We start from the raw sequence: 12,081 nt of genomic DNA, 5'->3' as shown, positions 1-12,081 counted from the left end.
CCCTTTTCTGTATGCATTAGGAATATGTAGTTTTCATTTACATTGAATCTAGTCACTCGTTTCTCTGTTATTCCATAGGTTGCAATGCATTGCCCCGGCAAGGGAATCCTATGGGAAAATAGGTATGAAAGCATGTAAAAACAAACTAGCTGTTCGTATAATACAACAAAGTGCAACAATTTTAAAGAACATTATGCCATAAACATTCCTTGCTAATCCCGGTTCCCAGTCAGCATAAGGCGAGGGGGCGTTTCTTGGCAACCCGGTCATCCGTAGTGTTTTGTTTCTTCTTATATTGTTAAGCTTGAAGGAAACAGGTTTTCCAAAGGGCTTTATTATCCTCTTTGGCATAGAATCAATTTTTGGAATCTGACTCTGTTTTAATGCAAGATTGCAATGCATAGGAACTGAGAGAATGATTTTTTTTTGAAGGGTTGTTGACAAAACTTTTTGGATAGTGTAGTTTCTCCTTGCTACGAGGGCGTAGCGAAGCTGGTTATCGCGACGGCCTGTCACGCCGTAGATCGCGGGTTCGAGTCCCGTCGCTCTCGCTTGTTTGAACCGCCTTGGAAATTCCAAGGCGGTTCTTGTCTATTCTGACCTATCCATGGATTTTGGTTTCAGGGGATTTTCCCTTGGGCAGTTGCAGCGGAACGTATGTACCCCTAGCTATGCTAGAGGTTTCCGATTAGCTACAGTATATCATTGCCTTTATAAAATTTGCGAAGTGGACGGGTGCCAGATCCCGAGTTGTTGACAAAACTGTTTGGATAGTGTAGCTTCTCCTTGCTACGAGGGCGTAGCGAAGCTGGTTATCGCGACGGCCTGTCACGCCGTAGATCGCGGGTTCGAGTCCCGTCGCTCTCGCTTGTTAGAGCCGCCTTGGAATTCCAAGGCGGTTCTTGTATAATCTGACGACAATACAATTTTTTTTGGAGGTCCTAATGAAAGTTCTCGTAGGCATGAGTGGTGGTATCGACTCGTCGGTAGCTGCCTATCTACTCAAGCAGATGGGCCATGAAGTTGTCGGCGTTACCATGACTATCTGGAATGGTAAGGCTGACCTACCGGCACCTAAAAAATCAAATAGCTGCTTTGCGCCTGAAAAGACGGAAGATATAAAAAAAACAAAGATAATCTGCGATAAAATAGGGATTGAGCATCAGGTACTCGATCTGAGCGATCTCTATGAAAGGGTAGTCCTCAAGGATTTCCAGGATGAATATCTCAACGGAAGGACCCCGAACCCCTGTGTATGGTGCAATGCGAAGATTAAATTCGGTGCAATGGTTGACTATGCCCGGGAGAAAGGAATCCAGTTTGATAAGTTTGCGACCGGGCATTATGCAAGGATCGTCGAGAAAGACGGTCGCTATGGTATAAAGAGGGCTGTCGATCTGAAAAAGGACCAGTCCTATTTTCTCTATAGACTCAGCCAGGAACAGCTTGCATCCACTCTTTTCCCCCTGGGGGAAATGGTCAAGGAAGATGTCCGGAAAATTGATGTGGAACAAGGATTCCATGATGTATATCAGGAAGAAAGCCAGGATTTTTACGGCGGGGACTATACCGACTTGTTGGATGTAACCAATAAAAGAGGAAATATCGTCGACAGCAAAGGGACTGTACTGGGACAGCATGAGGGAATCTGGCATTATACCATCGGACAGCGCAAAGGCCTTGGGATAGCTGCCGAACGACCCCTCTATGTCCTTTCTTTGAGACCCCAGACCAACGAGGTTGTGGTCGGATTCGAAGAAGACACCTTCCAGCGCTCCGTTACCGCAAATACTGTTGTATGGGGCTCTGTGGATCACCTTGAGGGGACCCAGCAGGTCCAGGCCAAGATCAGGTCGACAGGGTATCCCAGCGAGGCCGTGGCCCACCAGGGTGAAGATGGTTCCATCACCGCAGTGTTCTCTTTGGATATAAAGGCTGCGACCACTGGGCAGTCCCTGGTCCTGTATGCTGGGGATACCATTCTTTGTGGCGGTATTATCGAGGAAGCTATCTGACAACATTGCAAAAGCGATTGAATCGTCAGTCGTTTGGGGATACTATAGGGACAAAAGGAGTCAATATGCGCGTCATCATTCAAAACGATTATGAAAACCTGTCTTTATGGGCAGCAAGACATATAGCAAATAGCATCAATGCTTTCAAACCCACCGAAGCGAAACCCTTCGTACTTGGACTTCCTACCGGTTCGTCCCCCCTTGGTACGTATGCGGAGTTGATCAGGCTCAATAAAAGCGGGTATGTATCGTTTGCTCATGTAGTAACCTTCAATATGGATGAATATGTGGGAATACCGAGAGACCATGAGCAGAGCTATTACACCTTTATGTGGGGAAATTTATTCAGCCATATAGATATAAAGAAAGAGAATGTGCATATCCTCGATGGAAACGCTCCTGACCTCGAAGCCGAATGTGCTGCCTATGAGGCTTCCATTGCCTCCTTTGGCGGTATCCGGCTGTTCCTTGGCGGCATTGGTTCCGATGGCCATATTGCCTTCAATGAACCGTTCAGTTCCCTCTCAAGCAGGACCCGCGTAAAATCATTGACCTATGATACCAAGGTAATGAACAGCAGATTTTTCGGAAATGATATCAGCATGGTTCCCGAAAGGGCCCTGACCGTTGGGGTAAAGACCGTTACCGACAGCCAGGAAGTTGTAATTCTGGTCAATGGCCATTCGAAGGCCCGCGCCCTGCAGGCTACCATCGAAGGCGGAGTGAGCCAGAGCTGGACCTGTAGCGCCCTGCAACTGCACCCCAAGGCAATCATTGTCTGTGATGAACCTTCCTGTGGTGAGCTCAAGGTCGATACGTACAAATATTTCAAGGATATCGAGCAAGATCACCTTGATGTCAAAAAGATGCTCAGATAATTCAGATATTCTGTACCTGTATCTATAAAACAACGTAATGAAACAATGGTCGGTTCCTGGGAACCGACCATTGGCTATCTAAGGGCAACCGGTAGGGTTTTTAGTATTACTGTATCGTTACCAGCCGGTATTCTTGGGTGCCCAGTCCGATTTTTTGGGCATGGTCAAGTCCTACCCTCCAATTGGTGGAGCTTTGGCTGTTGGTGAGATGGTCGCATTGGGTCTGGGGTACCTCTCCCAGTCTGCTACCCATGATAGGGGGTTGTGCATTCACTGCATCAACACAGGCTCTGTCCAACGCAACAGGGTCGAAAGAAGCGAACATCCCGACATCGGGAACGATAGAAACATCATTTTCGCTATGGCAGTCACAGAAGGGTGAGATATCAATTACGACATTGATATGGAAATTAGGTTTTCCTTCACAGACTGCCATTGCATATTCGCTTATCTTGCAATTAAGTTTGTCGTTGGAACTGCCATCGCCGGGTTGTACTGCATCTTTCGGGCAAACCCCGATACAACGGCCGCAACCGACACATTTGTCATGGTCAATGGAAGCTTTCCTGTTTGTAATTACCGGGGCATCATGGGCACAGATGCGCACGCAATTGCCACATCCGATACAAAGGTCCTGGTCTACATACGGTTTGCCATCGCTATGCTGTTCCATTTTACCTGCACGCGAACCGCCTCCCATGCCCAAATTCTTGAGTGCACCTCCAAAACCGGTGCCTTCATGGCCTTTGAAATGTGCCAGCGAGACAATGATATCTGCATCGGCCAGGGCCCTGCCAATCTTTGCTTCCTTGACATATTCTCCGCTAGGAACCGGAATAAGAGCCTCATCGGTTCCTTTCAGCCCGTCGGCGATGATAACCTGGCAGCCGGTTGCATAAGGGCTATATCCGTTCTTATAGGCACTATCGATATGGTCCAAGGCATTTTTCCTGCCTCCCACATACAACGTGTTGCAATCAGTGAGAAAGGGTCTTCCCCCCAGCTCTTTGATTACCTGTACAACGGTAGCTGCATAGTTTGGCCTGAGAAAGGCCAGATTCCCAGGTTCTCCGAAATGTATCTTTATGGCTACGAATTTCCCGTCCATATCGATCTTCCCGATACCGGCTTTCTTGATAAGCCGCTCGAGTTTCGTCAGGCGGGAGTCCCCGTCCTTGCAACGCAAGTTGATAAAATATACATCAGAAGGTTTCATCGTTTTTCCTTTCAGCTCTTTCTTAAACCCATCGCTTCGGCTACTTCTATGACCAAGGAGGGTCTGTCGGTCATGATGGAGTCGACGCCCATTGCAAACAGTCGTTGCATTTCTTCCCGCTCGTTGATAGTCCAGACTTGGATTACTGCATTTCTCTTGTGCATCTGGGTGACAAACCCCTTGGTAACGACATGGATGGGACCTTGGCTCACGGGAACCTGAAAAACGATTCGTCTCCCTTTGCCGATTTTCTTTGGCAACAGATGGAGTTTTTGCAGGAAAAGAAGGAGCCGAACCTCTTCGGTGGTGAGGCTGGTAAGGATTTTGGGTTCTTTTTTTCTCAGGTCTTTTAGATTGGAAAGATGAAAAGAGGCTCCCAATACCCTGTTTTCTGCATTGTTTCTTCGTACGATGTCAATAAAAACATCTACGATTGCTACATCCTTGGTTTTCAGGTCAACGTTGAAGCGCTGGCCAGGACAAGCTTTCAAGGCTTCCTCAAAGGTACAGAGCTGGACGCCTTTGCCTCTGAAGGGAAACGTTTTCCCCCCATCTTTGGTAAACGTATATCCTGCATCATAGGTTTTCAGCTGCTCCAGGGTGTGGTCCTCGATCCTGCCTGAACCATTGGTGTTTCTTTCAAGGGTGGGATCGTGCCAGATTACCAGTATCCCGTCTTTGGAAAGGTGTACATCAGTCTCGATGACATCGATATGCATTGCCATGGCACTGAGAAAGGCAGGGAGTGTGTTTTCGGGATAGTTTGCACTGTCCCCCCTATGTGCTATTACCTTGGGCATGGGAGTAAGGAAGGGTTCATTCATCCTTTGTGACATCCTTGTGTGCGCTGATACGGCACATTTTTACGAAGACCTTTTCCATCTTCTGCATTTCACTTTCACTGAGGGAGGCCCGTTCGAATACATCCCGAAGAAAGCGGTACGTCCAGAGTTTTTCCTGGGGTTGTTTGAAATACCCGATTTCCTCCAAGGAGCCCACGGCAGTTGCCGCGCCTTTCTCACAACGTTCCTGGGTAACCGGAACCGCTTCGACAGGCCAGGGTTTGAGTTTGTCAAAGAGATTATAGGTAATAATCTGAACCGCCTGGGAAAGGTTCAGGGACGGGAATTGGTCGCTGGTAGGGATGGTAACCACCAAGGCACACTGGGCGACCTCCTCGTCGGTGAGTCCGTCAGACTCTCTGCCGAATACAATCGAAACCAAACCTTCCCCTGTTTTTGACGCTATGTCTGCCAATTGTTCAGGACTTACTGCACTGTTTTTGCGGAATTTCCCGCGGCGTCTAGTCGAGGCCACAGAAAGAACACTTGAAGCGAGTGCTGCTTCCAATGAAGGATACCGTATGCTGTTTTCCCATACATCGCTTGCATGCAAGGCGAGTGTGCGAACCCTGTTCTCATCATATTCCCGCTCCCCGACAAGGGCGAGGCGTGTGATTCCCATTGTCTTCATGGCTCTACAGACTGAGCCGATATTGGCTCCGTCCTGGGTGTCCACAAGCACAATCTGAATCCTGTCTAAGTTTGTTCGTTGATCCATGAATCCAGTAATAGCAGATATTGAAGCTTTTTCCAAGCTAGTCTATAGTTGTTTCATGACGGAAACCTCCCAGACCTCCAATCGGTATATGCAGATATTCCTCGGAATAATCGTTTTGATCATGGTTCTTGCAATATTAAAGGCATCCAAGGATGTCTCGATACCATTGGTCCTTTCCTTTTTTACTTTTCTCATCCTCAGCCCGATAGTCAGGAAAATGGATAAACTCCATATTCCCCAGTTTTTCTCAATAACCCTTGTAATGGCACTTTTGCTGTTCATATTTGTCGCCCTTGGTTGGTTCGTAGTCATTACCATCGATACCCTTGTAAAGGTTGTCCCCTTCTATGCCGATAAAATAACATCTTTGGACGGCTTGCTTTCTACAAGGCTATCAGGGATTCTTAACTTGCCCGAAGGTACTTCTTTCCTCTCGGCTTTGCCGGTAAATTGGTCCAACCTTGCGATAAACAGCCTTACCAGCATATCGGGAAGATTCCTTTCCATTACAAAAGTAGCCTTGCTGGTCTACATTTTTATCTTGTTTCTTCTATTGGAACGACGATCCTTTGTCCCCAAGCTCCTCGCCGCAATACCCCGGAACAAAGGTATGAAAATGGCCGTTATGTTTGAGAGGATTACCCGTCAGGTATCGAAATACCTATTGCTCAAAAGTCTTCTCAGTGCTTTGACAGGGATTATGTTTTTCATAACAGCCATTGTCACAGGTCTCGATTTCCCCTTGTTGTGGGGAGTGCTTGCCTTTATCTTCAATTTTATCCCTTCCATAGGCTCGATCATCATCACCTCCGTGACAATACTGATGGGAATCATCCAGTTTGCTCCCGATTGGTCACAGGTGGTATATATCGCAATATTGACGATTAGTATCCAGACAATCCTGGGCAATATCATCGATCCCAGGCTTCAGGGTGGACAGTTGAATATTTCTCCGTTCGTCATCCTTGTTTCCCTCTCCCTGTGGGGATACATCTGGGGGATTCCGGGGATGTTCATATCGGTACCCCTTACCAGTGTCCTGCAGATTCTCTGCGCGAATATCAAGACACTTAGGCCTGCGGCAGTGCTGATGAGCAGTGGAAAGAGCTATCAACGGGAGAAAGAAAAACAAACGGCAGTTTCAAGGTATCTCCGAAAACAGGATAAATGCAAGCGTGGGGAAAATCCTACGCTCGAGGCCATGGAAAAGGCTGCAGATACCGAGGCAAAGAGAAATAACCAGAAGGGTGATTTTATTATGCCTGAGAGTTTTACCGAAAAGAGATGAATGGATTTCCACACCTCGATGAGGTTTCTGCACAGCAATACCTTGGACACACCTTTGGTGAAGACGCCACCTCGATGCAACTCTTTCGTGATTTCATCTTGGATTTTTACCAAAAAGAGGGACGTGCATTTGCCTGGAGGGATACCTCTGATCCCTACAGGATCCTTCTTTCGGAAGTAATGTTGCAACAGACCCAGACCTCCCGGGTCGAGCCGAAATATCAGACCTTTTTGGAACTCTGGCCTACCTTCGAGGCCTTGGCCGCTAGCTCCCTCGAATCCTTGCTCGCTCAGTGGAAAGGTCTCGGGTACAATAGACGAGCCTTGAATCTCAGAAAATCGGCACAGATGACAGAACAGTGGGGGTGGACTATCCCCAATGATATACAGCAGATTCTTTCCTTGCCTGGGGTTGGAAAGTCTACCTCGGCAGCCATCCTCTGTTTCTGCTACAACGAAAAGGCCGTCTATCTGGAAACAAACGTCAGAAGGGTCCTGCTCACGTGTTTCTTTCCCGAAGAGACTGAAGTCCCCGATAAAAAACTCGAGACTTTGCTTGTAAAGCTTTCGTACCTGAATGACGACATGAAAACCTGGTACTATGCCCTTATGGATTATGGGGTTTTGCTCAAGAATCTCTTGCCCAATGCAAATACTCGCAGTGCCCATTATACGAAACAATCGAAGTTCGAGAACTCGAACCGCCAGATCAGGGGATTGTTGATCCATATTCTTTCAGACACAGGTCCAAAATCTTTGCACCGACTTTATTCCCTGCTCCCTTCTTTTGAAGAGGAACGGATCCTGTCCTGTCTGAGCCAACTGGAAAAGGAAGGCTTTGTACAGGAAAACGAGGCAGAATACAGGATTAAACGGGAATAGCTACTTTTTGTCTTCTGTCAGCTATAATATTTCCAGCCATTCCGATGAGCATCAAAAGGGAACCGTAGAGCAAGGTTGGCGAGAACTTGTCATAGAATGTAGCATCGATTGCCAGACTCATCAGAATCTGCGCCCCAGACAAGAGCAAGGCAGAATAGATTGCAGGGATCTTGGTTACTACGATGTTGGTTGAAACCACGACAAAGACAGCAAGGGTTCCCCCGCTGACGGTTAAAAGCAGAGGGATTTTGCCGATAACCTTGAACCCCTGGAAGGTTTGTTGGGGGGAAAAGACGAAATAAAAGAGCACTCCGGCTACTAGTCCCACCAGAAAGTTATGCCTGGCAGCAAAAAACGACCCCTTGTATTGGGAGAAGGTACTGTTGAGGACCATCTGGGTCATGGTAAGAGCTCCGGCTAGCACGCCTAGCAGGATGAAAGCGAAGGCAAAGGAACCTTCATTCGTACTTGCCATAATGAGGATCCCGGCTAAAGAGATTGAGAGACTGAGGATTTTCTTTTTGTTGAGGGTATATTTCTTCATGCCCATGAACCCTGTCAGGTCATAGACCAGTGAGACTGCACTCTGTCCGAAGACTGTGCTTGCCATGGCAAGGGATGCCCCTGTGTATACTATCGTGTAATAGTTGCAATTGAGGATGGCAAGGCCAAAGAGCCCGCTAAACCACAAATACCAAGGTGCTTTCGACCTCGGAGGATTTATGGTTTTGTTTTTTCGTCCGAAAAACAAGATGCCAAAGAGAATGGTCAACCCCACGATATGGTTGATTATCAGGGAAACCCCCATTGTCGAGGCAACCCCAAGTTCGGTATTGCAGACCACCATGATCGAAATGACCATGCCAGTAATGAAGTCTAGTAAAATATATGCTGCTGTTTGCATAAAAGCCATTGTATCCTTTTCTCCCTTGCCATACCAGCCTCATAATCCTTACAATGCACCTATGTCAGTACCCCCGGTCGATAGGAACAAAAAAGAACTATATGTTGCGCAGTTGCTTGGCAAGGCAATGCCTCCCCATAGCCTTGGGGTGCTCGCCGAGCTTGCCGTCAAACTTGCCCTCATTAATCCCAAACCACTGAGAAAACCAGCTTTGATCCTCTTTGCCGGGGACCATGGTATCGCTGAGGAAGCGGTGACCCATAGCCCCCAAGAAATTACCTGGCAGCAATGTGTGAATTTCGCCCACGGCGGGGGAGCCTGTAGTCTCTTTGCCCGCTGTAATGCTGTCGAGCTTACCGTTGTCGATGTCGGTGTTGACCATGTTTTTACGCAAGAGGACTTGGTACTTGATCAAAAAGTTTCCTTTGGTACGAAAAATTTTCTCAAGGAACCTGCAATGACGCAAGCTCAATGCACTCAGGCGATGGAGAAGGGCAGAATCTTGGTCAGGGAGAAAAGACAGGCGGGGTTCGATGTTATTGCCTTTGGGGAGATGGGGGTTGCCAATACAACCAGTGCCTCTGCCCTTGCTTCTGCGTTGACCGGTTATGCCCCCTTTGAGGTTACCGGAAAGGGTTCCGGTATCAGCGAAGCTGAACTGCTCCACAAGCAAGAGGTCATAGAAAAAGCCATTGCACGCTATCCGACTGATGATGCGCTGGAATTGCTTGCTTGTCTCGGTGGATTTGAGCTGGCAGCTATTGCCGGGGGGATCCTTGAAGCCTGCGAACTTGGGTTGCCAGTGTTGCTTGACGGATTCATCACCACAGCAGCGGCTTTGGTCTCCTGTGCCTTGGAACCAAACTGTAAGAGCTACCTTATTCCTTGCCACGTTTCCGGTATGCATGGGCATTCCTTGCTGTTGCACTATCTTGGTCTCGATTCTCCGATCTTGGACCTTGGCATGCAGCTCGGGGAAGGTACGGGATCTCTGGTGGCCTGGCCTATTGTTGCCCTGGCAAGCAGGATTTTACCTGAGATGACTTCTTTTAGTGAAGGTAAGGTTACCGACAGTACGGAAATTCTATCCAGAATAGGACTGGTGTAACAATGGAAAATGTGAGAATCGGGACGACCAGCTATATCCTTGCGGATGAGATTTTGCCGAACGTACGGTATCTGGCCCCTTTGGTTGATGACATCGAACTGGTTCTTTTTAAGAGCGAAGGGCAGGATAATTACCCTTCCGTCCAAGTGATCGAGGAATTGAGAAGCATTGCCGTAGAGCATGACCTTACCTATACTGTGCATTTCCCCTTGGATGTATTCCCAGGCTCGAGAGACAGACAAGAACGGCAAAAGAGCTTGGAAACGTACTTGAAGGTTATTGAGCTTACTGCGGTGTTACAGCCTTTTGCCTACGTCCTCCACTTGACCCCGGATACCTGGTCAGCGGTTCCTTCCCAGGATGTGGAAGGCTGGCAGAATGCTTTGGATGAAAGCCTTGCAGACCTGCTTCGCTGCTCGTCCCTCGACCCCTCGCTTGTATGCGTAGAAACCCTTAGTTACCCTTTCTCCTATGTTCTTCCCCTTGTTGAAAAACACAAGCTTTCCGTCACTTTGGATATAGGGCATATCTGGTTGATGGGCTATGACGAAAAACAAACCTGTTCTACCTTGCTTCCCAAAACCAGGGTTTGTCATCTGCATGGAGTATGCGACGGAAAAGACCACCAAAGCCTTGCGGTAGGGAAAACTGAAAAAATCTCCTATTTTCTCGATGCTTTGGATTGCCAAGGTTCAGACGGAAAAGAAAGAGTGCTTACCCTGGAAGTTTTTAACGAGTACGACTTTTCCACTTCACTCACAGCGTTGGGAAAAAACCATGCTATGATTGGAAAAAGAGGAGATCAATAGGTATGCCTACAATCGATTTCAAGGATATGCAGGAGAGGGGAAAACAAAAAAGGAAGGGCCCAGCCTCGGTAGTTTCCACGACAGGGAATATCTGGATCAGGACAAAACTGAAAAAACAAGTGTCGTTGGTAATAGGGGGAGGTCGTAGCGGAAAGAGCTCTTTTGCCCAGGATTATGCCCTCAATGTCTGTGATGGCACTTCTTCCCGTGCCTTTATTGCAACTGCAGAAGCCATCGATGAAGAGATGCAAGCACGTATTGCAGCTCATCAGGCAGACAGGGGAGATCGATTTATAACCGTTGAGGAGCCTTTGGAGATTGCCAGGGCCATTGCAAGCCTGCCTCCTTCTGTGGAGGTTGTCGTTGTCGACTGTCTCACGGTCTGGATGGGCAACCTCATGTACCATAAAGGAATCGTTGAGGGGCGGTATCCTCAGATGGACGAATTGCTTACCCTGCTGAAAAAACCTCCTTTTGATATTGTGTTGGTGACCAACGAGACTGGTCTGGGTATCATCCCAGCCGATGCAGAAAGCCGTAGGTTCCGTGACCTTGCAGGCTGGATGAACCAGGATATCGCCGCCATTGCAAAAAATGTAATCCTGATGGTTGCAGGGATTCCCCTTGCAATAAAGGGTGTAGTAATTTGATTATTTCTCCCTTTGTCAGTGCCTTGAGAACCCTGACTCGTTTTTCCGTACCGGGAAAAGACAGCAAGACCCAAAGCGGGATGCTGTTCTATTTTCCTCTGGTCGGTATCCTGCTCGGTTTTTTTTCCGTACTGCTTTCTCTCCTTCCTCTTTCTCCTTTTCTCCTTGCTTCCCTCATTGTGGCTCTCCAGGCCTATCTGACCAGGGGATTCCACCTCGATGGCCTATGCGATATGGCCGATGGGTTCGGCGGCGGCTGGGATAAGGAGAGGACCCTTGCCATCATGAAAGACTCACACGTCGGTTCCTTTGCCGTCATTGCTTTGGTGTGTGTCCTGTTGGTACAGGTTGCTTCAGTGGCAAGTATTGTATTTTTATGGCCGATTCTTTTGTTTTCGCCAATGGTTGGTCGTTTCATGCAGGTTATGGCTTGTGCAACCTGCACCTATGCCCGTAAGGAGGGTGGGACGGCACAACTGTTGGTCGATCAGAGCAAAAAATGGCATGCCTTGGCCCCAGCTTTCCAGATTCTGCTTTTTCTGGGAGTACTCGCTTTTCTTGACAGCCCTTCATTCTATTCTGCAGTCGGGTCGCTATTCCTCGCTTCCCTGTTGTTTTTCTGTATACGGCATCTCAGTGTCAAACGCCTAGGGGGAATAACCGGGGACGTTTTGGGTGCAATCGAAGTGCTTTGTGAGACTGCAGCCTATCTGGGGGCATCTTTGCCCCTTGCAATTCTCTCTCTAGTTGGGTGATAATTCCCCGCAAGGAA

The 12,081-nt window shown here is 48.0% G+C and carries 13 protein-coding genes and 2 tRNA genes; 10 read left to right on the top strand and 5 right to left on the bottom strand.

Annotated features, from left to right (window positions below):
• Positions 1 to 108: 108 nt before the first annotated feature.
• A complete protein-coding gene (locus SPIGRAPES_RS16980) occupies positions 109 to 351 on the bottom strand; it encodes a hypothetical protein (RefSeq protein WP_155816667.1) in 243 nt (80 codons plus the stop codon).
• A 126-nt stretch (positions 352 to 477) separates the two neighbouring features.
• Here SPIGRAPES_RS16980 and SPIGRAPES_RS05700 point away from each other — a divergent pair.
• From SPIGRAPES_RS05700 to nagB, 4 genes are all read left to right on the top strand, one after another.
• A tRNA-Asp gene (locus SPIGRAPES_RS05700) sits at positions 478 to 551 on the top strand.
• Between the two features lie 242 nt (positions 552 to 793).
• Positions 794 to 867, top strand: a tRNA-Asp gene (locus SPIGRAPES_RS05695).
• A 77-nt stretch (positions 868 to 944) separates the two neighbouring features.
• Positions 945 to 2,015 carry a tRNA 2-thiouridine(34) synthase MnmA gene (gene mnmA, locus SPIGRAPES_RS05690; RefSeq protein ID WP_014269817.1) on the top strand — a complete coding sequence of 357 codons (1,071 nt, stop codon included), beginning with the start codon at positions 945 to 947 and terminating at the stop codon, positions 2,013 to 2,015.
• A 65-nt stretch (positions 2,016 to 2,080) separates the two neighbouring features.
• The gene (gene nagB, locus SPIGRAPES_RS05685; RefSeq protein ID WP_014269816.1) at positions 2,081 to 2,893 is read left to right on the top strand and encodes a glucosamine-6-phosphate deaminase; all 813 of its coding nucleotides are present in this window, start codon (positions 2,081 to 2,083) and stop codon (positions 2,891 to 2,893) included.
• Between the two features lie 106 nt (positions 2,894 to 2,999).
• On the opposite strand, the gene SPIGRAPES_RS05680 is transcribed toward nagB, so the two are convergent.
• The 3 genes from SPIGRAPES_RS05680 to SPIGRAPES_RS05670 are packed head-to-tail and all read right to left on the bottom strand — an operon-like array spanning position 3,000 to position 5,669.
• A complete protein-coding gene (locus SPIGRAPES_RS05680) occupies positions 3,000 to 4,109 on the bottom strand; it encodes a DUF362 domain-containing protein (RefSeq protein ID WP_014269815.1) in 1,110 nt (369 codons plus the stop codon).
• Positions 4,110 to 4,120: 11 nt separating this feature from the next.
• Positions 4,121 to 4,933, bottom strand: coding sequence for a glycerophosphodiester phosphodiesterase family protein (locus tag SPIGRAPES_RS05675; protein ID WP_014269814.1), 813 nt, complete (start codon positions 4,931 to 4,933; stop codon positions 4,121 to 4,123).
• Entirely contained in the window at positions 4,926 to 5,669 is a 744-nt protein-coding gene (locus SPIGRAPES_RS05670; RefSeq protein WP_014269813.1) for an RNA methyltransferase, read from the bottom strand. Before SPIGRAPES_RS05670 ends, SPIGRAPES_RS05675 begins: the two co-directional genes overlap by 8 nt.
• Between SPIGRAPES_RS05670 and SPIGRAPES_RS05665 the strand changes: the two genes are divergently transcribed.
• The gene (locus SPIGRAPES_RS05665) at positions 5,668 to 6,957 is read left to right on the top strand and encodes an AI-2E family transporter (RefSeq protein WP_014269812.1); all 1,290 of its coding nucleotides are present in this window, start codon (positions 5,668 to 5,670) and stop codon (positions 6,955 to 6,957) included. The two genes, SPIGRAPES_RS05670 and SPIGRAPES_RS05665, sit on opposite strands and share 2 nt — an antisense overlap.
• A complete protein-coding gene (locus tag SPIGRAPES_RS05660; protein WP_014269811.1) occupies positions 6,954 to 7,838 on the top strand; it encodes an HhH-GPD family protein in 885 nt (294 codons plus the stop codon). Before SPIGRAPES_RS05665 ends, SPIGRAPES_RS05660 begins: the two co-directional genes overlap by 4 nt.
• On the opposite strand, the gene SPIGRAPES_RS05655 is transcribed toward SPIGRAPES_RS05660, so the two are convergent.
• The gene (locus SPIGRAPES_RS05655; protein ID WP_014269810.1) at positions 7,825 to 8,751 is read right to left on the bottom strand and encodes a DMT family transporter; all 927 of its coding nucleotides are present in this window, start codon (positions 8,749 to 8,751) and stop codon (positions 7,825 to 7,827) included. The genes SPIGRAPES_RS05660 and SPIGRAPES_RS05655 overlap by 14 nt on opposite strands.
• A gap of 52 nt (positions 8,752 to 8,803) precedes the next feature.
• Here SPIGRAPES_RS05655 and cobT point away from each other — a divergent pair, with 52 nt between their 5' ends.
• From cobT to SPIGRAPES_RS05635, 4 genes are read left to right on the top strand one after another with little or no spacing between them, the layout of a single operon-like run.
• Positions 8,804 to 9,850: a nicotinate-nucleotide--dimethylbenzimidazole phosphoribosyltransferase gene (gene cobT, locus SPIGRAPES_RS05650; RefSeq protein ID WP_014269809.1), complete on the top strand. Its 1,047-nt coding sequence runs from the start codon at positions 8,804 to 8,806 to the stop codon at positions 9,848 to 9,850.
• 2 nt (positions 9,851 to 9,852) lie between these two features.
• Positions 9,853 to 10,659 (top strand): cobamide remodeling phosphodiesterase CbiR, encoded by an 807-nt coding sequence (gene cbiR / locus SPIGRAPES_RS05645; RefSeq protein WP_014269808.1) that lies wholly within the window; start codon positions 9,853 to 9,855, stop codon positions 10,657 to 10,659.
• Between the two features lie 2 nt (positions 10,660 to 10,661).
• On the top strand, positions 10,662 to 11,309 hold the full coding sequence (gene cobU, locus SPIGRAPES_RS05640; protein WP_014269807.1) for a bifunctional adenosylcobinamide kinase/adenosylcobinamide-phosphate guanylyltransferase: 648 nt from the start codon (positions 10,662 to 10,664) through the stop codon (positions 11,307 to 11,309).
• Positions 11,306 to 12,064, top strand: coding sequence for an adenosylcobinamide-GDP ribazoletransferase (locus SPIGRAPES_RS05635; RefSeq protein WP_014269806.1), 759 nt, complete (start codon positions 11,306 to 11,308; stop codon positions 12,062 to 12,064). Before cobU ends, SPIGRAPES_RS05635 begins: the two co-directional genes overlap by 4 nt.
• The last annotated feature ends 17 nt before the right edge of the window (positions 12,065 to 12,081 follow it).

The organism is Sphaerochaeta pleomorpha str. Grapes (assembly GCF_000236685.1).
GTDB lineage: Bacteria > Spirochaetota > Spirochaetia > Sphaerochaetales > Sphaerochaetaceae > Sphaerochaeta > Sphaerochaeta pleomorpha.
Note: the sequence above shows the minus strand (reverse complement) of the source record. Positions and strands in the feature narration are given on the sequence as shown.

Bases quoted from the DNA above. Each gene is read 5' to 3' on its own strand.
- nagB (WP_014269816.1), top strand. From the start codon at position 2,081: ATGCGCGTCATCATTCAAAACGATTATGAAAACCTGTCTTTATGGGCA.
- cobT (WP_014269809.1), top strand. From the start codon at position 8,804: ATGTCAGTACCCCCGGTCGATAGGAACAAAAAAGAACTATATGTTGCG.
- SPIGRAPES_RS16980 (WP_155816667.1), bottom strand. From the start codon at position 351: ATGCCAAAGAGGATAATAAAGCCCTTTGGAAAACCTGTTTCCTTCAAG.
- cobU (WP_014269807.1), top strand. From the start codon at position 10,662: ATGCCTACAATCGATTTCAAGGATATGCAGGAGAGGGGAAAACAAAAA.
- SPIGRAPES_RS05655 (WP_014269810.1), bottom strand. From the start codon at position 8,751: ATGGCTTTTATGCAAACAGCAGCATATATTTTACTAGACTTCATTACT.
- SPIGRAPES_RS05670 (WP_014269813.1), bottom strand. From the start codon at position 5,669: ATGGATCAACGAACAAACTTAGACAGGATTCAGATTGTGCTTGTGGAC.
- SPIGRAPES_RS05680 (WP_014269815.1), bottom strand. From the start codon at position 4,109: ATGAAACCTTCTGATGTATATTTTATCAACTTGCGTTGCAAGGACGGG.
- cbiR (WP_014269808.1), top strand. From the start codon at position 9,853: ATGGAAAATGTGAGAATCGGGACGACCAGCTATATCCTTGCGGATGAG.
- mnmA (WP_014269817.1), top strand. From the start codon at position 945: ATGAAAGTTCTCGTAGGCATGAGTGGTGGTATCGACTCGTCGGTAGCT.
- SPIGRAPES_RS05660 (WP_014269811.1), top strand. From the start codon at position 6,954: ATGAATGGATTTCCACACCTCGATGAGGTTTCTGCACAGCAATACCTT.
- SPIGRAPES_RS05665 (WP_014269812.1), top strand. From the start codon at position 5,668: ATGAATCCAGTAATAGCAGATATTGAAGCTTTTTCCAAGCTAGTCTAT.
- SPIGRAPES_RS05675 (WP_014269814.1), bottom strand. From the start codon at position 4,933: ATGAATGAACCCTTCCTTACTCCCATGCCCAAGGTAATAGCACATAGG.